This is a genomic window from Maribacter sp. 4U21 (genome assembly GCF_002742365.1).
In the GTDB taxonomy this organism is placed as follows: domain Bacteria; phylum Bacteroidota; class Bacteroidia; order Flavobacteriales; family Flavobacteriaceae; genus Maribacter.
Genome location: NZ_MDGN01000039.1, coordinates 49,725 through 69,984, shown reverse-complemented (window position 1 = coordinate 69,984; position 20,260 = coordinate 49,725). Strand labels below are relative to the sequence as shown.

Genomic DNA, 20,260 nt, shown 5'->3' with positions numbered 1-20,260 from the left:
GAAGGAAGGGCATAGCTTATATGGTAATCTCTTAAAGGAAGTTTACTACTCCCGTATCCATGTCATATACGGCACCTTTAATATCTATTTCGCCATTGTCCTTTATTGTTTTGAGAATGGTACTTTCTTTTACGATGCGGTCCATGGCAACACGCACATTATTCTCACTTACTTCGTGAACAAGTAGTCTGTTCTTGGAAGTTCTCGGTCCTTCGGACTTAGTGGACATGACCACTGCAGGAGCAATATTTTTTAGCATAGCGGTGATATTTCCTAATTCTGCACCATCAATGGCCGCATGTATGGCTCCACAGTTCTCGTGACCTAAGACTAAGATGAGTTTGGCCCCGGCAACTTTGGTCGCAAATTCCATACTGCCAAGAATATCGGTGTTAATGAAATTCCCTGCAACACGTGCAACGAAGATGTCCCCAATACCTTTGTCAAAAACATCTTCAACGGGTACCCTGCTATCTACACAAGAAAGCACAATGGCCTTTGGATATTGCGAATCTGCACTTTCCCTAATCTGCATGGAGTGGTCACGCGCGGTAAGGTCGCTCATTACAAAGCGCTCATTTCCAGCGGCCAAGCTATGGTAAACATCTAGGGGCGTAAGGGCCGCCTGTTCTTCGGCAGATAATACGGATTCAACTAAAATACGGCTCTTATCTATTTCAATGGTCCCTTCTTGTGGCTCTTGTGCTTGTATCGTTGTTGTCAATAGTACTGCACTGGCTAAAGCAATGATATTCCTTCTCATAATACTTAATTTAAAATTCGAGACAAATATAAGTCACCACATCAGATATAAAAGTATTACTTATCACAAATAATAGTTAAAGTATTATAATTCAATAGTATTACTTTTAATTATTACAAATTTAGTATAGGGATGTACGGGCCTAAGAAAAATAAGCACTGATAATGAGTGGGTTGTATTGAGTCGACTGCTTTCTGCGTATAAAAAGTGTGAAGTTCTATTTAGGGCAGCGATATGATATAAAGCGTACTAAGGAGTCCTTACGGAACGAATTCATATCAATCTCAAAAAAGAAAATCAGCTTTTATGGCTTAGTAATTGACTAGTTGATTTATTTGACACCCTTTTTATCAGCTAAAGATTACTAGATACAAAACGTAGATATTCATTTTTAATTTAAACTGAATACCGGCATGTACTATAACATTGTCATGTGGCAAGTGTTACTGAAAGCCGATTTTTTTAATCCCCTCGTGACTTACTCTAATGGCCTCCAAAGGTTTCATGGTAAACGTTTTATCCTGCTCAACCATATAGTATCGCATGCCAGATTGCTCTTTTTTGGCTAAAATTCTAGAAAAATCAATAGTACCATTTCCTACGGGAGCAAACTTACCTTCCGTATCCATATCCTTTACATGCCACATTTTAAAACGCCCCGGATACTTTTCAAAATAGGCCAATGGGTCGGCCCCTGCTTTGGTCACCCAGAATAAGTCCATTTGAAAGTTTACGAATTCAGGGTCGCAGTTTTCCAACAAATAGTCAATGGGTACGATACCGTCCGCATCCGTTTTGAACTCAAAATCGTGGTTGTGGTATAACAGTTGGAGTCCAGCAGCGGCGGCTTTTTTTCCAAGTTCGTCAAGTATGTTCGCTAAATTTTCGGCACCGCCGGTCATACTCATGGTATTGGTAGTCGCATCATAATTGAATAGGCCCATTGGCGGAATCGGAACCACAAAATATTCGAAACCAGCGGCTTTGGCAGCAGCCATTTCCTCATCGGCATTATCAATCGTTACGCTGCTTTGATGCGTGCTGATAGGGGTCAGGTCCTCTTCTGCCAAGAACGCTTTAAAATCTTCGGGGGCCATGTCGTAATATTTACCGTCTTTATAACCTGCAGCTTCAATATTTACGTATCCGGTTTCGGCGATGGTCTTTAAAGTGGCTTTGGTATCCACCTCCATGGCATCCCTTACGGTGTACAGCGCTAGGCCACCAAATTTGGGTGCATTGGTATCCGTCGTATTCTCGATAGCGCTAGAGGAATCATCGGTAACTTTTGAGGTGTTTGTTTTTTCTTTACAGGACGCAACTGTTAACAATAAAAAGGATACGACAAGTATGCTGGTGCGTTTTAATGTGGTTTTAGATAGGGTCATTTTGTAGTTTGATGAGATTCTAATTATAATTTAAAAGGGTAAGTTATAATAATAATGATTGGTTGCCAAAAAGTGCATGGCTTATCGGGTACTGTTTTATCTAGCGGATATATTGCTATGGTTAAAGGTTTCGGTTTTTGGATAAAGTCCGATGGTTGATATAAATAAAGCGTTTTAGTTAATGAATTCCCTCTCCTAATTTTCCTATATTAGCCTGATGCTCTCCAAAAAGACAAAATACGGTTTAAAAGCATTGGCGTATCTCGGTGGCAGAAAGGACAAGCAACCCGTTCAGATTGCGGAAATTGCCGAGCAGGAGAACATTTCCCAAAAATTCTTGGAGAGTATTTTACTATCGTTACGAAAAACCGGATTCCTGGGTTCTAAGAAAGGAAAGGGTGGAGGTTACTATCTAATTAAAAATCCGGACGAAATTTTAATGACAGATGTTATGCGCGTATTGGAAGGGCCTATATCCATGGTGCCTTGTGTAAGTCTCAATTTTTACGAGCAGTGCGATGATTGCCCGGACGAAACCGCCTGTGCCGTTCATAAGCTAATGCTAAAGGTACGCGATGCTAACCTATCCGTATACCGCCACAATACCCTTGCAGATTTACTGGCCTAAATAGCAGCCGGTTTTCAGTAGATATTCTTGTCAATTCTTTAAATTCCTTTCTTTTTATTAAAAATCTATAAAATCTATAGGGTAATTATAATTTTCCTAAATTACTATAGTTGTTATCTAAATAATAATTCTATTTTTGTTATCCTATTAAATCACTAGGATAATAAAAGTTGTATAAGAGGTATGATTGTAGATGAATTGATTTTAGATAGAAAAACGACTAAAACTAAGTTTGGCTCGGACAAAAAATCCGAACGACCTATACGAAGTGTTGCCAAGGCTGTTAGCTGGCGCATTATAGGTACTTTGGATACCCTGTTGATTTCGTTCCTGCTAACAGGTGAGGTTGCCATAGCGGCTTCCATAGCCTCCATAGATTTTGTGACAAAGATGTTTTTATACTTTTTCCATGAACGTTTATGGAATAAAATAAACTGGGGTAAATAATATACAGTATGGCGTTTACACAAGAAGATATTAGAAATCTGAATGTTCAGTTCAAGGGAATTCCGCCAGAGGAAATTATATCATGGGCTATCGAACATGCCAATAAGGCATTGGTCACGACTAATTTTAGGCCTTACGAGGTAGCCATTCTTTATGCGGTATCTCAAGTAAAGGATAATATTCCTGTGGTGTGGTGCGATACTGGTTACAACACGCCCAATACCTATAAACACGCGGAAGAACTTATTGCACGATTAAACTTGAACATTGATTTATATGTGCCCAAGCAAACCACTGCGCACAGGGATGCCGTAATGGGTATTCCGCAGATAGATGATGAGAGGCACGCCTTGTTCACCGAGCAGGTAAAACTAGAGCCGTTTAGAAGGGCAATGGCGGCACACCGACCCGATGTGTGGTTTACCAACCTTAGAAAAGGACAGACTGCACATAGAGATTCATTAGATATATTGAGCTTAAGCAAGGATGGTGTTCTTAAAGTGAGTCCGTTCTATCATTGGAACGATACACACTTGGACGCTTATTTAAAGGAGAGAGATTTACCGAACGAGCATACCTATTTTGACCCTACAAAGGTCTTGGAAAATAGAGAGTGCGGCCTACATACGTAATTAGGCAATAGACGTAACAAGTTAGAATTTAGATAATAGATAAATAATTATGGAAATAAGTAGTACAGCATTGGATTTGCCTTTAGCACCTAAAACAGCGCTACTGAAAGATACCTCACATGTGAATGCCTTGGAGAACGAAGCCATTTATATTTTTAGGGAGGTGGCTGCGCAGTTTGAAAAGCCGGTGTTGTTGTTTTCAGGAGGTAAGGATTCCATTACTTTGGTCCGTTTGGCTCAAAAAGCCTTTTGGCCGGCAAAGATTCCTTTTCCGCTAATGCATATAGATACGGGGCATAATTTTCCCGAAACAATCGCTTTTCGCGACAAACTCGTTGCAGAATTGGGCTTGGAATTAATCGTTAGAAACGTTCAGGATTCCATAGACCAAGGAAAGGTAAAGGAAGAATCTGGAAGGTATTCCAGCAGAAATTCCTTGCAAACGACCACGTTATTGGATGCGATTGAGGAATTTAAGTTTGATGCCTGTATCGGTGGTGCTCGTAGAGATGAAGAGAAGGCCAGGGCCAAGGAGCGTATTTTTTCGGTACGTGATGATTTTGGACAATGGGACGAACGTAATCAACGTCCCGAGTTGTTCGATATGCTGAACGGGCAAATAGAACTGGGACAGAACGTTAGGGTCTTTCCAATTTCTAACTGGACAGAGTTAGATGTTTGGTCTTATATCAAAGAGGAAAATATAGAAATACCATCCATTTATTTTGCACATAAGCGAAAGGTCTTTTTACGAGACGGTCTTATCTGGTCGCATTCTGACTACGTGTATCAAGAAGAAGATGAAGAGGTGTTAGAGAAAATGGTCCGGTTTAGAACGGTCGGGGATATGAGCTGCACGGCTGCGGTATATTCGGAAGCGACGGATATTGAAGCCGTGGTTCAGGAAATTCGCGACTCCACCATATCGGAGAGAGGTGCGCGTATCGATGATAAACGCTCAGAGGCGGCAATGGAAAAAAGGAAACAACAGGGATATTTTTAGGTTCGCTAACCCCAAAAAGGGGAACAAAATAGGTGGCATCTAAATTAAAAAAATAGTAATAATTAAAATTACTCCGAGTAAGGGTTTCTCCCCTTCGGGGAGGCTAGGAAGAACTTATGGAAGTACTAAAAATAGCAACAGCAGGTAGTGTAGATGACGGTAAAAGTACCTTAATAGGAAGACTTTTATACGACACTAAATCGTTGACCACGGATAAGTTGGAGGCGATAGAAAAAACCAGCAAGCAAAAAGGGTATGATTATCTGGATTTTTCCCTAGCTACAGATGGTCTGGTTGCGGAGCGTGAGCAAGGAATTACGATAGATGTAGCTCATATCTATTTTTCTACACAAAACAAAAGCTATATCATTGCGGATACACCGGGTCATGTAGAATATACCCGTAACATGGTAACGGGTGCCTCCACATCGCAAGCGGCTATTATTCTCATCGATGCCAGAAAAGGGGTTATCGAGCAGACCAATCGTCACTTTTTCATCAACAATCTACTGCGGGTAAAAGAGGTTGTAGTGGCCATCAATAAAATGGATTTGGTCGATTTTTCTGAAGCACGGTACAAGGAAATTAAAGAAGATTTCCAGAAATTGATGGGTAAGCGTGATTATGCAGAACAACGAATAACCTTTATTCCGGTAAGTGCTTTGAAAGGTGATAACGTGGTACATAAATCTGAAAATACTCCATGGTACGATGGAGAGACCTTATTGGAACATTTAGAGGGCTTAGACTTAAAATCGGTGTCCAATGTAGGAACACCTAGATTTCCCGTACAATATGTAATTCGTCCAAAAACTGAAGAACATCATGATTTCAGAGGTTTTGCAGGTAAGGTTTATGGAGGCGAGTTGAGCGTAGGGGATGATGTGGTAGCACTACCGTCGCGCACAAAATCCAAAATCAAGGCAATTTATTTTTACGACAAAGAATGTCAGACGGCGTCCAGAAGATCGTCGGTAACCATAACATTAGAGGACGAAATTAATCTAAGTAGGGGAGACATGTTGGTAAAGGTTGATGATTTGCCCAATGTGGAAAAACAGTTTACGGCAACCATTTCATGGATGGATTCTCAAAAACTAACGGCCGGAAATAAGTATATTGTACAGCACGGCGTAAATAAGGTCTTGGCTAAAGTAGAAGCTGTGAAGCATAAAATTGCACCGGATTATTCTGGAGTGGATACCACGGTAGATGCTTTGGGAATGAATGATATAGCACAAGTGAGTTTCAGGTTGAACAAGCCTGTTTTCTATGATAAATTTAAAGACCATAGAACAAATGGTTCCTTTATTTTAATAGATACCCAAACGAATAGTACCGTTGGGGCGGGGTTTATACTATAAATAATCCCTGGTTTCTAAAAGGTTAAAGAATACTGACGTTCATTTAAAGAAAGATTGAATTGAAATAGATTTTAAATCTAGCAAATCTATAGGATAAATATTAATAAAAAACACTCTCATACCCAAGAAAGTGTCCCTTCCCTTTGGGGAGGTTAGTAGGGGCAACATATGCAAAGTTTTAGAACAGAAATAGAGAATCCCGTTGTTGAGAAAGACATTCTAGAATTGGAACGCAAAATCCATGAGTTCAAGGATGGCAAATTAGATGAGGAGAAATTCCGAAGTTTACGTTTGGCACGTGGCGTTTATGGTCAGCGTCAACAGGGCGTTCAAATGATTCGTATTAAATTACCCTATGGAAAAGTTACTTCCACACAATTAAAACGTATATGCGATGTTTCCGACGAATACTCAACCGGTCGCTTGCATATTACGACGCGCCAAGATATTCAGATTCATTATGTGGATTTGAACAGAACCCCGGAGTTATGGGCAGAATTAGAAAGGGATGATGTTACCCTACGGGAGGCTTGTGGTAATACGGTACGAAATGTAACAGCTAGTGAAACAGCCGGTATAGACGTAAACGAACCTTTTGATGTTTCTCCGTACGCAGATGCATTATTCCGTTATTTTCTAAGGAACCCTATTAGCCAGGAAATGGGTAGAAAGTTCAAAGTTTCTTTTTCTGCCAGTGACGCCGATACCGGATTGTCTTACATGCACGATTTAGGTTTTATCGCTAAAATACAAGATGGCGTAAAAGGTTTTAAGGTAATGCTCGGTGGTGGTCTAGGTTCACAACCGCGCCATGCGGACGTACTTTTTGAATTCTTATCCTCTGACTGTATTATTCCCCTAATGGATGGTGTTGTCCGGGTATTTGATAGGTATGGGGAACGCAAGAGCAGGGCAAAGGCTAGGATGAAATTTTTGATAAAGGATGTTGGTTTAGAAGGCTTTAAAGCGTTATTGGCTCAAGAACAGAAGGCAGTTCCTAACGCTACCGTTGTAATAGATGCACAGGCATATCCTAAAATTAAGGTAGCGGATGCTCCTGTTCCCAATGCACAGGTGTCTAATGAGAAAGCTTTTGAACTTTGGAAGAGTACCAATATCGTTCCCCAAAAACAAGCTGGCTTTGTAGCGATCGGCATAAAGGTGCTTCTTGGTGATTTCTACACGGATAAGGCACGTTCACTTGCGGATTTAGTCCAAAAATATGCTGCGGGTGAGTTACGACTATCGCTTCGGCAGAACATTTTAATTCCTCATATAAAGGAAGAATTGGTACCATTTTTCTATTTGGAATTGGAAAAATTAGGTTTTGTGGAAGCAGGCTATAACACCGCTTTGGATATTACCGCATGTCCCGGAACTGACACGTGCAATTTAGGTATTGCCAGTAGTACAGGAATAGCTGAAGAATTAGAACGTATTATAAAGGCAGATTATCCACAGTACATCAGTAATTCGGACGTAGTCATAAAAATCAGTGGTTGCATGAATGCCTGTGGACAACATAATATGGCCAATATCGGCTTTCAAGGGATGTCCATCCGAACAAAGGACAAATTAATTGCTCCGGCATTACAAGTATTGTTGGGCGGTGGTAATATGGGTAATGGCGAAGGCCGTTTCGCCGATAAAGTGGTTAAGATACCCAGTAAAAGAGGCCCACAAGCTTTGCGCTTAATTTTGGACAATTTTGATAAGAACGGCAACGGATTGTCCTATGCTGACTACTATCAGGAAAAAGGGGAACATTATTTCTATGATTTTCTTAAACCATTAACGGATATAGCGCACCTTACGCAAGAAGATTTTATCGATTGGGGTAGTGATAAACGTTATGAAAAAGCCATTGGTATTGGAGAATGTGCGGGAGTGGTAATTGATTTGATCGCCACCTTGCTTTATGAAAGTGAAGAAAAAATACAAAAAGCAACGGAAAACCTAGAAGAGGGAAAATGGGCAGCAAGCATTTATTATGCCTATACCTCAATGGTGAATACAGCGAAAGCCATGTTAACAGCGGAAAAAACAAAAGTGAATACCCATGCCAGTATTATCAAAGATTTCGACGAAAAGTTTGTGAAAGAGGGTCGTCTTAAACTTGATGGAGGTTTTGAAAATCTGGTGTTACAATTAAATCAAAATGAACCTACCGAGACTTTCGCCAAAAGCTATTTGGAAGATGCGAAAGCGTTCCTTCAAAATATAGAAGCTTTTAGAAATCAAGAACTTCAAGAAGCATAGCATGACAAATTTAAGAAGCCATCAGAGAAAGAGTTCCCTGCCTTTTGGGGAGCTAGCGAGAGCCGGAAAATTAACTGTAGTTGGTGCAGGTCCTGGAGATACGGAGCTCATCACTTTAAAGGCAGTTAAGGTCTTGCAAAGTGCGGATGTTATACTTTACGATGCTTTGGTCAACCCAGAACTTTTGAACTACGCCCCCAACGCGGAAACAATATTTGTGGGGAAGCGTAAGGGTTGCTATGCGTATCAGCAAGAACAAATAAACGACCTGATTGTAAGTAGGGCCAAAACCCATGGTCACGTAGTCCGCCTAAAAGGAGGTGACCCATTTGTTTTCGGCCGAGGGGCGGAGGAAATGGAATTTGCTGCACAACACGGTATCGCCGTTGCTGTTGTTCCGGGTATTTCTTCTTCCTTATCTGTACCGGCATCACAAAATATACCGGTTACCAAAAGGGGGTTTGCAGAGAGTTTTTGGGTGATTACGGGCACTACTAAGGCGCACAAACTATCTAGTGATGTAACCTTGGCGGCAAAGTCTAGTGCAACGGTCGTCATTCTCATGGGAATGTCCAAATTAGATGAGATTATAGCCTTGTTCTTGGCCGAAGGAAAAGCCCAAATACCTATAGCTATAATTCAAAACGGTACACGAGAAGATGAAAGAATTGCTGTGGCGACCATAGCTACCATCAGTAAAGAAGTAAAGAAACAACAATTGTCCAATCCGGCGATAATCATCATCGGAGCGGTCGTAAATCATAGAGCGGTTATCACAACAAGAGCCCAAAATCAAGAATTTGAAATACTAGAAAAAAATGATTAAAACAGATATACTTATCATTGGTGCCGGACCTACGGGTTTGTTCACCGTTTTTGAAGCAGGATTACTTAAACTAAAGTGTCATTTAATTGATGCCCTGCCACAACCGGGAGGGCAATGTTCGGAAATCTATCCTAAAAAGCCCATTTATGATATACCTGCATTTCCAGAAATATTAGCAGGAGATTTGGTCGATAATTTGATGGAACAAATAAAACCTTTTGAGCCAGGATTTACGCTAGGTGAAAGGGCGGAAACTTTAGACAAGCAAGATGATGGCTCCTATGTTGTTACGACCAATAAAGGCACCCGACATCATGCGCCAGTTGTTGTAATCGCTGGTGGACTTGGTTCTTTTGAACCAAGAAAGCCACCTATCGAAAATATACAGGATTTCGAGGATAAAGGAGTGGCTTATATTATCAAAGATCCAGAAATATACCGTAATAAAAAAGTTGTTATCGCAGGGGGCGGTGATTCCGCTTTGGACTGGGCCATCTTTTTGGCAGATGTAGCCGCTGAGGTATCATTGGTGCACCGTAGGAACGAATTTAGAGGTGCTCTTGATTCTGTGGAGAAAGCATCCGAATTGGCCAAGCGGGGTAAGATAAAATTATTTACCGAAGCACAGGTAAAAAAACTCTACGGTGATGAAAAATTGGAAGCGGTTGTTATTAAGCATAACGATGCGAATAAGGGTGAAACATATTTAGAGGTCGATAACTTTATTCCCCTGTTCGGTCTATCTCCAAAGTTAGGACCCATTGGTAATTGGGGGCTGGAAATTGAAAAAAACGCAATTAAAGTAAACAACGCAAAAGATTACCAGACCAATATCCCTGGCGTATTCGCTATCGGGGACGTAAACACCTATGAAGGCAAACTAAAATTGATTTTATCCGGTTTTCATGAGGCAGCGATAATGTGCCAATATGCATACAAGGTCATTAATCCTAACAAACGTTTTGTAATGAAATATACCACAGTTGGCGGAGTAGAAGGTTTTGATGGTTCTAAAAAAGAAGCCAAAAAAGAAGTAGTACAAAGTATTTCTTAAAATTTCCCCTTATATTTTTATTAGCTAATAATCCTCTGATTTTTCAAACATTTAAGAGGATTTTTGCATCAAAAATCGGGTAAGAAATTGTGGTTTAAATTTGGTAAAACCGTAACTCTGATGTTACTTTGTCATTCGTTCATTAATACACTGAAATGGTTATCAAGAAAGGCGGAGGGAATGGACCCTATGAAGCCTTAGCAACCCTTTATCTGTAAAGAAGGTGCTACATTCTACTCACTCCAAAGCTAAGCGTGGAGCCCATTGAAATTATATCAATGGTTATTTGAGAAGGATAACGAAAAAGACTTTCCCTCTTTCCCTTGCTTGATCATACAACTATATAACAGCGCCAATTGCGCAAACTTTTACTATGATTAAAGATTTACTATATAAAAGAATTTTGGTTCTAGACGGGGCCATGGGCACTATGCTTCAGCGCTACAAGTTTACTGAGGATGATTTTCGCGGAGAACGTTTCAAAGAATGGCAACATCCACTGCAGGGTAATAATGACCTGTTATCTTTAACACAACCTGAGGCTATTGCCGAGGTGCATCGAAAATATTTTGCCGCTGGCGCAGATATAGTAGAAACCAATACCTTTTCAGGTACAACCATTGCCATGTCAGATTACCATATGGAGGAATTGGTGTACGAGTTAAATTATGAATCTGCCAGAATAGCGAAAGGGGTGGCAGATGAGTTCACTGCCAAAGAACCGCATAAACCGAGATTTGTAGCGGGCAGTATTGGTCCCACAAATAAAATGGCAAGCATGTCACCAGATGTAAACGACCCAGGGTTCAGAGCCGTATCTTTCAATGACTTACGCATTGCCTACAAACAACAGGTAGAAGCATTGCTAGATGGAGGTTCAGATATCCTTTTAGTAGAAACCATTTTCGATACATTAAATGCAAAGGCAGCCTTGTTCGCTATAGAGGAAGTAAAAGAAGAACGAAATATAGCTATACCGATTATGGTTAGCGGAACGATAACTGATGCTTCGGGCAGAACCTTATCAGGGCAAACTGCGGAGGCATTTCTGATTTCCATATCGCACATTCCAATCTTATCTGTCGGGTTTAATTGCGCTTTAGGAGCTAGTCAATTGGTTCCACATTTAGAGGTCATTTCCAATAAGTCTGATTATGCCGTATCGGCACACCCAAATGCAGGATTACCTAATGCTTTTGGCGAGTATGATGAGTCTCCCGAACAGATGGCAGCACAGATTAAAGAATACGTAGAAAAAGGATTGGTAAATATCGTTGGTGGCTGTTGCGGAACCACTCCGGAGCATATCGCTGCAATTGCTGAATTGGTCAGAGAATATGAACCAAGGACGTTGATGGTTGATAGTTGATAGTGGTCAGTTGACAGTTTTTTGTAATATATTGATAATGGAGTATACAGAATTGGAAGTATGGAAAGAGGCTAGAATTTTGGTAAATGTAATTTATCAGATATCAAAGCTCTTTCCAAAAGAAGAAATGTATGGATTGACTAGTCAAATACGGCGCAGCGCGGTTTCAGTTCCTTCAAATATTGCGGAGGGTTGCGGGCGCAGAACATCATCTGACACCATACAGTTTTTGCACATTGCCAGAGGTTCTTTGTATGAACTAGAAACACAATTATATTTAGCTGTTGATCAAAATTATTTAGAAAAAGACGAATTTAAATCTTTGTTGAATCAGATTTTGAAGTGTAAAAAACTCATTAATGGGTTTATTAAATATTATAAGAATAATTGATGTCTGAAGGAAATACGAACATACTATCAACTGACAACCGACAACCAACAACTAAAATTTTGAAGTTAAGTGGCCTAGAACCTCTTGTGGTTACCCCTGAAACAAATTTTATTAATGTAGGTGAGCGTACCAATGTTGCGGGTTCAAAAAAGTTTCTACGGCTTATCAAAGAAGAGAAGTTCGAGGAGGCGCTAGATGTGGCACGACATCAAGTAGAAGGAGGAGCGCAAATCATCGATATTAATATGGATGATGGTTTGATTGATGGTAAAGAAGCTATGGTCAAGTTCTTAAACCTAGTCATTGCAGAACCCGATATTGCTAGGGTTCCTATTATGATTGATAGCTCTAAATGGGAAATCATTGAGGCGGGATTGCAAGTGGTACAGGGTAAGTGCGTGGTAAATTCAATCAGTTTAAAAGAAGGAGAACAAGAATTTATTCATCATGCAAAACTGATTAAAAGGTACGGCGCGGCAGTCATTGTTATGGCTTTTGATGAGGTGGGTCAGGCAGATAATTATGAACGACGTATAGAAATCGCTAAGCGCTCTTATGATATTTTGGTAAACAAAGTTGGTTTACCTCCAGAGGATATTATTTTCGACTTAAATATTTTTCCGGTAGCTACAGGAATGGACGAGCATAAACTGAATGCGCTCGATTTTATAAACGCCACCAAATGGGTTCGCGAAAACTTACCACATTGTAGTGTAAGTGGTGGGGTAAGTAATGTTTCGTTTTCATTTAGAGGGAATAACCCAGTACGAGAAGCCATGCATTCGGTATTCTTATATCATGCTATAAAAGCGGGAATGAATATGGGTATCGTTAACCCGACTATGTTAGAAGTTTATGATGATATTCCTAAAGATTTACTAGAACACGTTGAAGATGTAATGCTCAATAGACGTGATGATGCTACAGAACGACTATTAGACTTTGCTGAGTCCGTAGTGGGAAAAGCAAAGGAGAGTAAGGTTGATTTATCTTGGCGTGAAGAGCCTTTACAAAATAGAATTACAAGAGCCTTGGTCAAAGGTATTGACCAATATATTACCGAAGATGTTGAAGAAGCGCGGCAGGCTGCTAACAAACCTATTGAGGTTATCGAGGGCAATTTAATGACTGGTATGAATGTGGTAGGAGACCTTTTCGGTAGCGGGAAAATGTTCTTACCGCAAGTTGTGAAGTCCGCACGTGTGATGAAAAAAGCGGTTGCTTATTTACTGCCTTACATCGAGGAAGAAAAGTTGAAATCAGCCCCCCAACCCCCAAAGGGGGAGCAACATTGGAAAACTGCAAACCCTGTTGCGTACGGATTACTTAAGGCGTATGCTAAACAAATGCGTAATAAGCCAACCAAAGCAGAGGCTATGCTTTGGAATGCGCTTGGTGGAAAGAACCTAGATGGCTTCAAGTTTAGGAGACAACATATAATAGGAAATTTTATCACAGATTTTATTTGTCTTAAACAGAATTTAATTATTGAGGTTGATGGTTTGATACATCAGTTGCCCGAAAATAAGATTAGCGATAAAGAACGAACGGCTTGGCTAGAAAATGAAGGCTATCGTGTAATTCGATTTACCAACAATGAAGTTTTAACAAATCTCGATTTGGTATTACAAAAGATACACGAACAATTGTCGGCTCCCCCTTTGGGGGCGGGGGGGGCTGCAGGAAAAATACTAATGGCGACTGTTAAGGGAGATGTTCATGATATTGGTAAAAATATTGTAAGTGTTGTCTTGGCTTGTAACAACTATGAAATTGTAGATTTAGGGGTTATGGTGCCGCCCGAAAAAATAATTACAGCAGCTATTGAACATAATGTAGATGTCATAGGCTTAAGCGGATTAATTACACCGTCTTTAGATGAGATGGTGCATTTGGCGAAAGAAATGGAACGCAAAAATTTTAAAGTGCCTTTATTAATAGGAGGTGCTACAACTAGTAAAGCGCACACTGCTGTTAAGATTGACCCCCAATATAGCCAAGCGGTAGTGCATGTAAATGATGCCTCTAGAGCGGTAACTGTGGTGGGTGATTTGCTGCAAAAAGAAACATCTGACGATTATAAAAAGACCATCAAAGAAGATTACGATGTATTCCGGGAGAAGTTCTTAGCGCGAACTAAAAAGAAAGAATACAAATCGATACAAAAGGCTAGAGCCAATAAGTTTCAAATAGATTGGAATACCACTGAAATTGTAAAACCTAATGAATTGGGAATTCAAATCATAGCAGATATGGATTTGGAAAAATTGGTCCCGTTTATAGATTGGACACCTTTTTTTAGAAGTTGGGAGCTCCATGGAAAGTACCCGGCAATTTTAATGGATGAGTTGGTAGGCGTTCAGGCCACTGACTTATTCGCTGATGCTCAAAAGATTTTAAAAGAAATAGTTTTAGAAAAGAAACTGAAGGCAAAGGCCATTTTTGGTTTGTTCGAAGCAAATACTATAAATGACGATGACATTGCCATTCGACTACGCTCAGGGTTCGATGAAAATAGCGATGGGTCGCTGAGCGGAGCCGAAGCGAGAGAGGGGACTTTTAGAACCCTACGCCAACAACTCCAAAAAAGAGAAGGTGTTCCAGATTTTGCCCTGGCAGATTTTATTGCGCCAAAAGAAAGTGGTAAGCAAGATTATATGGGCTGTTTTTGTGTTTCCACCGGATTTGGAACGGCCGAACTGGCTACAGCATATGAGAAAGATTTAGACGATTATAGTTCAATTATGATTAAAGCTTTAGCCGACCGTTTGGCAGAAGCCTTTGCAGAATATTTGCATAAAGAAGTTAGAACCAAACATTGGGGCTATGCGGCAAATGAAGATTTAAGTAATGAAGATTTAATAAAAGAATCTTATAAAGGAATTCGCCCTGCGCCAGGGTATCCTGCTTGTCCAGACCATCTAGAAAAGTTGACCATTTGGGAAATTCTCAAAGTAGAAGAAAAGATAGGTGTTGCATTAACTGAAAGTTTAGCCATGTGGCCTGCAGCGTCGGTAAGCGGATATTATTTTGGGAATGCAGAGGCTCGTTATTTCGGACTGGGAAAAATAAAAGAAGACCAAGTGGCAGATTTTGCAACTAGAAAGGGGATGTCTATCGAGGAAGCTACAAAATGGTTGGCTCCGAATATAGCAGATGACGCATCTTAGTCCCCAAAGGGGGAAGTACTTTCTGTTAAAAGGAAGTTTTTGAATAGATTTAAAAATGAGAAAAAGACTTGCGTTAGGGATTGAGGTATTGTTGGAGCTCTTTTAGTGGCTCGCTGAGCAAAGCGGAAGTGAACAACTGAAAAGCGACTACCGAAAGCCCGACCTTTAGGTAACGCCCAAATAAATAAAAGAAATAACATCATATAAAACCGCCCGTGTTAAAGTTCCCCCTTTTGGGGATAGGGGGCAAGGCCTATGAAAGTAACAGACCATATAAAAAAAGCGGCAGGAGAGACGCTTTTCAGTTTTGAAATTATTCCACCTGTCAAAGGGCGAAATATACAAGAGTTGTATAATAATATAGACCCGTTAATGGAGTTTAAGCCACCTTTTATTGATGTTACTACTTCTAGGGAAGAGTATGTGTACATCGACAGGGATGGTCTTTTGGATAAAAAATTGACACGTATGCGCCCGGGTACAGTTGGTATTTGTGCATCCATTAAACATAAGTACGATGTGGATACTGTACCCCATGTGCTTTGCGGAGGTTTTACAAAGGAAGAAACGGAATATTTATTGGTGGACTGTCACTATTTAGGTATTGATAATGTTATGGCGTTAAGGGGTGATGCCATGCGCGAGGAAAAGTATTTCGAGGCAACAAAAGGGGGACATCCGTACGCAACCAGTTTAGTTAAGCAGATTCAGGATTTGAATTGTGGAAAGTATTTACACGAGGTCATAGAAACGGACGACTGTGCCGACTTTTGTATAGGTGTAGCGGGGTACCCGGAAAAACACCTAGAAGCACCGTCGTTAAAAACGGATTTAAAACGGCTAAAGGAAAAGGTTGATGCTGGCGCGGATTATGTGGTTACCCAAATGTTTTTTGATAACAAGAAGTACTTTGAATTTGTAGCGGCGGCAAAGAATATGGGTATTGATGTGCCTATTGTTCCAGGGATAAAGCCTATTGCCGTAAAGCGGCATTTACAGCTATTGCCCCAGGTTTTCCGTATAGACCTGCCGCAAGATTTAATAGATGCCGTTGAAGATTGTGGTACGAATAAAGAAGTACGGCAGGTAGGGATTGAATGGGCCATACAGCAGTCTAAGGAACTTAAGGAAGCTGGGGTGCCGGTATTGCATTACTATTCGATGGGTAAATCGGATAATATTAAGGCAATAGCTAAGACCATATTTTAATAGGCTTTAGCACGATAATGGTAAAATTCCTTAAGGGGTTGGATGTATGTTGTTGATATTGCTAACTTAAAATGGAAACTCCTGACCGCTAATGCCTTCTTTTTTCTACTTTTACATCCCATGAAGTCTAAACTCTTTAGCTGCCTACTTTTATGTGTCATTCTTTGTTCTTCTCAGGATAACAAGGAGTTAAAGAAATACACCTTAGATGCCAATCAATTCTATGGTTCCATATTATTACACAACCCAGATATTTCTCACCTCATTAACAACCACCCTGGAGGGGTCATTTTAAGTTATAATAGGAAGACCTATGGTGCTAAAGAGTGGGAGGGGTTATATAATTATCCCGATTATGGCGCTTCGTTTATATATCAGGATATGAACGATGAGACCTTGGGAGAAAACTATGGTATTTATGCGCACTATAACTTTTATTTCTTAAAACGCAATGTGCAGTTTAGAGTGGGTCAGGGCATTGCTTACACGACAAATCCTTACGATAGAGAAACGAATTTTAGAAATAATGCCTATGGTTCGGACTTCTTAAGCTCCACCTATTTAATGCTGAACTATCATAAAGAAAACGTGTTCAAAGGTCTTGGTTTTAAGGCGGGACTTGCTGTAATCCATTATTCCAATGCTAATTTTAGGGCACCTAATACCTCTACCAATACGTTTGCTTTGAACGCAGGTGTTACTTATGATTTGGACGGTGGAAAGGAAATAACCTATTTGAAAAGTGAAGATAAACCAAAAATCAAGGAGCCTGTTAAATATAATTTGGTTTTACGTGGTGGACTTAACGAAAGCGATGTCATAGGCTCTGGGCAATACGGATTTTTAATACTATCCGGATACGCAGATAAAAGGCTGGGTAGAAAAAGTGCTGTGCAATTCGGGGCAGATATTTTTTTCTCAAATTTCTTGAAGGAGTTGATTCGCTTTCAGGCGACCTCTTTTCCGGAGATGGATGTAAATTTGGATGATGACTATAAACGCGTAGGGCTGTTCGTAGGCCATGAGCTATTCATTAATAGTATGAGTATTGTAGCCCAGTTAGGTTACTACGTGTATTATCCTTTTGATTTCGAAGGACGGGTGTACAATAGAATAGGGCTACAGAGGTATTTTGGAGACAAGGTATTTGGAGCCGTAACTTTAAAGTCGCACGGAGCCGCAGCGGAAGCGGTGGAGTTTGGTTTGGGAATTAGATTTTAGGAATAGCGATAAGAATTTTAGATGCTAAACAAGAACATAATCTTATTTAGAAAGGTGTTAAGCTTTAATTGGAAGTTTAATGTGCTGTTTTTCAGTTTTATGATTTTATTATTTTCATGTAATACTGAAAATGCTCCGGATTGCTTGCAAAATTCGGGAGATTTGGTTCGGGTAGAAGTCTCACTTCCAGAATTTGATAAAATAACGGTTTTTGAAAAGGTGGCTTTGGTATTGAAACAAGGTACAGAACAGAAGGTGGAGATAGAAACGGGGGAATTTCTTTTAGACGAAGTTAGCGCAAGGGTAGAAGGAGATAGATTAATAGTGAGAAATGATAATGGATGCAACCTATTTCGCGAGTATGGCCTAACTACGGTTTATGTTACGGCACCCAACATTACAGAGATACGGAGTAGTACCGGTTTATTGATCAGTAGCGATGGTACCCTGAGCTATCCAAATCTGAATTTGTTGTCCGAAAGCTTTCTAAATCCTGAAACGGAAACTACAGATGGTTCTTTTGATTTGGACTTGAACGCTACAAGCGTTAGTGTGGTGGTCAACGGAATTGCCTATTTCAAATTAAGTGGTACGGCAGAAAATTTAAACCTCAATATAGCTGCGGGAGATTCTAGAATAGAGGCAGAAAACTTAGTTACCCAAATTGTAAATGTTAATCATAGGGGTACCAACGATATGTTGGTAAATCCGCAATTGGCGCTACGTGGAATCATCCGTGGCACGGGTGATGTCATTAGTTTTAACAGGCCGGCTACAGTTGCTGTAGAAGAGATTTTTAATGGACGATTAGTATTTAGGGAATGAATCCTGTCCTCAAATACCTGAAGCATCTTTTTGCTGGCCAACGCATATTAGGCAATGAATCCGCGCTCAATGGTCTGGTAAAAGCGGACGGTCTACTGCAGGATTTAATTGACGATAAAAAGATCCCCGGTTTAGCAATTTCGGTGCACAAAGAAGGACAACCAATACTACAAAAAGGCTATGGCTATTCGGACTTGGATAACAAAGTTTATGTTGACCCCAGGGCGACAATTTTCCGAATTGCAAGTGTCTCAAAACCAATTGCTGCAACAGCTCTTGCGCACATGGTCAAGGACGGACACATAGATTTGGACCAGTCGTTTTACCATTATGCACCCTATTTTCCTAAAAAAGAATGGGACTTTACCATAAGGCAATTGGCGGGACATACCGCTGGGTTACGTTCTTATCGGGGCATGGAATATGCACTGAATAAACCCTATACCATAAAAGAGAGCCTGGAGATTTTCAAGAATGATGCATTACAGTTTAAACCGGGAACGGCCTATCATTATAATAGTTTTGACTGGGTGTTGATTTCCCTTACAATACAAGAGGCCAGTGGCATTCCTTTTGAGAATTACGTGCAAGAAAAGGTTTTGGGTCCCTTAGGAATGACCAATACCTATATTCCAGAACGGCAGCAAGGGGAAAATCATACAAGAGATCATGTATCAAATAACAAGGTTTTAACTGTTCCGGACGAGGCGCGGGTAACTTCCTTTTATTCCAAGAACCGATTTGGCTTTCGAAAAGCTGTAGAAGTAAATAATTTCTATAAACTGGCCGGAGGCGGTTATTTGTCCACTGTGGAGGATATAGCAAAATTGGGGCAAGCGTATTTGGAAGGCACGGTTATGGATAGTGAAATTTTATCTCAATTTACTACCATGGAAACGATTAACGGAACACCCACTTTTTACGGGTTGGGCTGGCAGGTAAGTCAAGATAAAAAGGGCAGGCCTTACTTCGGCCATGTAGGAAATGGAGTGGGCGGCTACGCTAATTTCTATGTGTACCCGGAAGAGCAGATGGTATTCGCCATTTTAATAAATTGTACCGACCCTAAAGTTCAAGAGCAGTTAGACGAGGTAATAGAAACATTGGTCTCAAGAGATGCTAGTTCTGCATAATGCTGCGAATAGTAATAGCGCGTCTTTTTTAAAATCCTAAAAATTTATTAAACTGGCCTTATTTCATTTTTGTTTAATCAAAATATTTTAACTATGAACAAAAATTAAAATATGAAAATAGGTAAGCCACTTTTAGTATTAGTTTTAATCGCGTTTTGTTCATCGAACATTACAGCACAGGAAATAACTGTTTTCCAGGGAATGTGGGGCGATGAGTTTTATAAGGATAAGGAAAAAATCTCTTGGAAGGAATTTGGTATGGCTATGGATTCCAATCCCGCTTCGGAAGTATACTGGTCAAAATCTAAAAAGCAATATGGCGTAACCTTTGCTGCGGCCACGGCCAATCTAGGTTTCGGTATATGGTATTTAGTGAATGATAATGCCGATAAGAGTACCACGGCGCCAATAGTTGGTTTTGCTGGTACGGCCGTAGTTGGTTCTATATTTTATTGTTTGGCGAGCAAAAATAAAAAGAACGCTATTCTAGAATTTAACGATAGTCTAGGTAAGACAACATATAGGCTTGTACCATCGCAACAAGGGGTTGGTTTGGCGCTGGAGTTTTAATTATTTAA

18 protein-coding genes and 1 riboswitch are annotated in these 20,260 nt (G+C 40.2%); of the genes, 16 read left to right on the top strand and 2 right to left on the bottom strand.

Annotated features, from left to right (window positions below; translation table 11 throughout):
- Positions 1–31: 31 nt before the first annotated feature.
- Entirely contained in the window at positions 32–763 is a 732-nt protein-coding gene (locus BFP77_RS08330) for a carbonic anhydrase family protein (RefSeq protein WP_099573577.1), read from the bottom strand.
- A gap of 443 nt (positions 764–1,206) precedes the next feature.
- Positions 1,207–2,151, bottom strand: a complete 945-nt coding sequence (locus tag BFP77_RS08325) for a sugar phosphate isomerase/epimerase family protein (RefSeq protein ID WP_099573576.1) — start codon at positions 2,149–2,151, stop codon at positions 1,207–1,209.
- Positions 2,152–2,368: 217 nt separating this feature from the next.
- On the opposite strand from BFP77_RS08325, the gene BFP77_RS08320 reads away from it, so the two are divergent.
- From BFP77_RS08320 to BFP77_RS08240, 16 genes are all read left to right on the top strand, one after another.
- Positions 2,369–2,779, top strand: a complete 411-nt coding sequence (locus BFP77_RS08320) for an RrF2 family transcriptional regulator (protein WP_099573575.1) — start codon at positions 2,369–2,371, stop codon at positions 2,777–2,779.
- A gap of 183 nt (positions 2,780–2,962) precedes the next feature.
- Entirely contained in the window at positions 2,963–3,226 is a 264-nt protein-coding gene (locus BFP77_RS08315; RefSeq protein WP_099573574.1) for a DUF2061 domain-containing protein, read from the top strand.
- An 8-nt stretch (positions 3,227–3,234) separates the two neighbouring features.
- Complete coding sequence (locus BFP77_RS08310; protein ID WP_099573573.1) at positions 3,235–3,858, top strand: phosphoadenosine phosphosulfate reductase domain-containing protein; 624 nt, start codon at positions 3,235–3,237, stop codon at positions 3,856–3,858.
- A 49-nt stretch (positions 3,859–3,907) separates the two neighbouring features.
- Positions 3,908–4,861: a sulfate adenylyltransferase subunit CysD gene (gene cysD / locus BFP77_RS08305; protein ID WP_257212912.1), complete on the top strand. Its 954-nt coding sequence runs from the start codon at positions 3,908–3,910 to the stop codon at positions 4,859–4,861.
- Positions 4,862–4,977: 116 nt separating this feature from the next.
- Positions 4,978–6,225, top strand: coding sequence for a sulfate adenylyltransferase subunit 1 (locus tag BFP77_RS08300; RefSeq protein ID WP_099573572.1), 1,248 nt, complete (start codon positions 4,978–4,980; stop codon positions 6,223–6,225).
- A 168-nt stretch (positions 6,226–6,393) separates the two neighbouring features.
- Positions 6,394–8,484: a HEPN domain-containing protein gene (locus BFP77_RS08295; protein ID WP_099573571.1), complete on the top strand. Its 2,091-nt coding sequence runs from the start codon at positions 6,394–6,396 to the stop codon at positions 8,482–8,484.
- Position 8,485: 1 nt separating this feature from the next.
- A complete protein-coding gene (gene cobA, locus BFP77_RS08290) occupies positions 8,486–9,310 on the top strand; it encodes a uroporphyrinogen-III C-methyltransferase (RefSeq protein WP_099573570.1) in 825 nt (274 codons plus the stop codon).
- Positions 9,303–10,364: an NAD(P)/FAD-dependent oxidoreductase gene (locus BFP77_RS08285; protein WP_099573569.1), complete on the top strand. Its 1,062-nt coding sequence runs from the start codon at positions 9,303–9,305 to the stop codon at positions 10,362–10,364. Before cobA ends, BFP77_RS08285 begins: the two co-directional genes overlap by 8 nt.
- 156 nt (positions 10,365–10,520) lie before the next feature.
- Positions 10,521–10,619: riboswitch (SAM riboswitch) on the top strand.
- A gap of 118 nt (positions 10,620–10,737) precedes the next feature.
- Entirely contained in the window at positions 10,738–11,733 is a 996-nt protein-coding gene (locus tag BFP77_RS08280; RefSeq protein ID WP_099573568.1) for a homocysteine S-methyltransferase family protein, read from the top strand.
- Between the two features lie 37 nt (positions 11,734–11,770).
- Complete coding sequence (locus BFP77_RS08275; protein WP_180272330.1) at positions 11,771–12,124, top strand: four helix bundle protein; 354 nt, start codon at positions 11,771–11,773, stop codon at positions 12,122–12,124.
- Positions 12,124–15,294 carry a vitamin B12 dependent-methionine synthase activation domain-containing protein gene (locus BFP77_RS08270; protein WP_099573566.1) on the top strand — a complete coding sequence of 1,057 codons (3,171 nt, stop codon included), beginning with the start codon at positions 12,124–12,126 and terminating at the stop codon, positions 15,292–15,294. The genes BFP77_RS08275 and BFP77_RS08270 overlap by 1 nt, the downstream gene beginning before the upstream one ends.
- 255 nt (positions 15,295–15,549) lie before the next feature.
- Positions 15,550–16,503 carry a methylenetetrahydrofolate reductase [NAD(P)H] gene (gene metF / locus BFP77_RS08260; protein ID WP_099573564.1) on the top strand — a complete coding sequence of 318 codons (954 nt, stop codon included), beginning with the start codon at positions 15,550–15,552 and terminating at the stop codon, positions 16,501–16,503.
- Between the two features lie 120 nt (positions 16,504–16,623).
- On the top strand, positions 16,624–17,724 hold the full coding sequence (locus tag BFP77_RS08255; RefSeq protein ID WP_099573625.1) for an acyloxyacyl hydrolase: 1,101 nt from the start codon (positions 16,624–16,626) through the stop codon (positions 17,722–17,724).
- 99 nt (positions 17,725–17,823) lie between these two features.
- Positions 17,824–18,549 (top strand): head GIN domain-containing protein, encoded by a 726-nt coding sequence (locus BFP77_RS08250; RefSeq protein ID WP_257212911.1) that lies wholly within the window; start codon positions 17,824–17,826, stop codon positions 18,547–18,549.
- On the top strand, positions 18,546–19,682 hold the full coding sequence (locus BFP77_RS08245; protein ID WP_099573562.1) for a serine hydrolase domain-containing protein: 1,137 nt from the start codon (positions 18,546–18,548) through the stop codon (positions 19,680–19,682). The genes BFP77_RS08250 and BFP77_RS08245 overlap by 4 nt, the downstream gene beginning before the upstream one ends.
- Before the next feature lie 111 nt (positions 19,683–19,793).
- Positions 19,794–20,252: a hypothetical protein gene (locus tag BFP77_RS08240; RefSeq protein ID WP_099573561.1), complete on the top strand. Its 459-nt coding sequence runs from the start codon at positions 19,794–19,796 to the stop codon at positions 20,250–20,252.
- Positions 20,253–20,260: the final 8 nt, after the last annotated feature.

Excerpts from the sequence above, each read along its gene's own strand:
- BFP77_RS08310 (WP_099573573.1), top strand. The coding sequence starts at position 3,235 with ATGGCGTTTACACAAGAAGATATTAGAAATCTGAATGTTCAGTTCAAG.
- BFP77_RS08255 (WP_099573625.1), top strand. The coding sequence starts at position 16,624 with ATGAAGTCTAAACTCTTTAGCTGCCTACTTTTATGTGTCATTCTTTGT.
- BFP77_RS08320 (WP_099573575.1), top strand. The coding sequence starts at position 2,369 with ATGCTCTCCAAAAAGACAAAATACGGTTTAAAAGCATTGGCGTATCTC.
- BFP77_RS08315 (WP_099573574.1), top strand. The coding sequence starts at position 2,963 with ATGATTGTAGATGAATTGATTTTAGATAGAAAAACGACTAAAACTAAG.
- BFP77_RS08295 (WP_099573571.1), top strand. The coding sequence starts at position 6,394 with ATGCAAAGTTTTAGAACAGAAATAGAGAATCCCGTTGTTGAGAAAGAC.
- BFP77_RS08300 (WP_099573572.1), top strand. The coding sequence starts at position 4,978 with ATGGAAGTACTAAAAATAGCAACAGCAGGTAGTGTAGATGACGGTAAA.
- BFP77_RS08270 (WP_099573566.1), top strand. The coding sequence starts at position 12,124 with ATGTCTGAAGGAAATACGAACATACTATCAACTGACAACCGACAACCA.
- BFP77_RS08275 (WP_180272330.1), top strand. The coding sequence starts at position 11,771 with ATGGAGTATACAGAATTGGAAGTATGGAAAGAGGCTAGAATTTTGGTA.
- cysD (WP_257212912.1), top strand. The coding sequence starts at position 3,908 with ATGGAAATAAGTAGTACAGCATTGGATTTGCCTTTAGCACCTAAAACA.
- BFP77_RS08250 (WP_257212911.1), top strand. The coding sequence starts at position 17,824 with ATGATTTTATTATTTTCATGTAATACTGAAAATGCTCCGGATTGCTTG.
- BFP77_RS08285 (WP_099573569.1), top strand. The coding sequence starts at position 9,303 with ATGATTAAAACAGATATACTTATCATTGGTGCCGGACCTACGGGTTTG.
- metF (WP_099573564.1), top strand. The coding sequence starts at position 15,550 with ATGAAAGTAACAGACCATATAAAAAAAGCGGCAGGAGAGACGCTTTTC.
- BFP77_RS08245 (WP_099573562.1), top strand. The coding sequence starts at position 18,546 with ATGAATCCTGTCCTCAAATACCTGAAGCATCTTTTTGCTGGCCAACGC.
- BFP77_RS08240 (WP_099573561.1), top strand. The coding sequence starts at position 19,794 with ATGAAAATAGGTAAGCCACTTTTAGTATTAGTTTTAATCGCGTTTTGT.
- BFP77_RS08325 (WP_099573576.1), bottom strand. The coding sequence starts at position 2,151 with ATGACCCTATCTAAAACCACATTAAAACGCACCAGCATACTTGTCGTA.
- BFP77_RS08330 (WP_099573577.1), bottom strand. The coding sequence starts at position 763 with ATGAGAAGGAATATCATTGCTTTAGCCAGTGCAGTACTATTGACAACA.
- cobA (WP_099573570.1), top strand. The coding sequence starts at position 8,486 with ATGACAAATTTAAGAAGCCATCAGAGAAAGAGTTCCCTGCCTTTTGGG.
- BFP77_RS08280 (WP_099573568.1), top strand. The coding sequence starts at position 10,738 with ATGATTAAAGATTTACTATATAAAAGAATTTTGGTTCTAGACGGGGCC.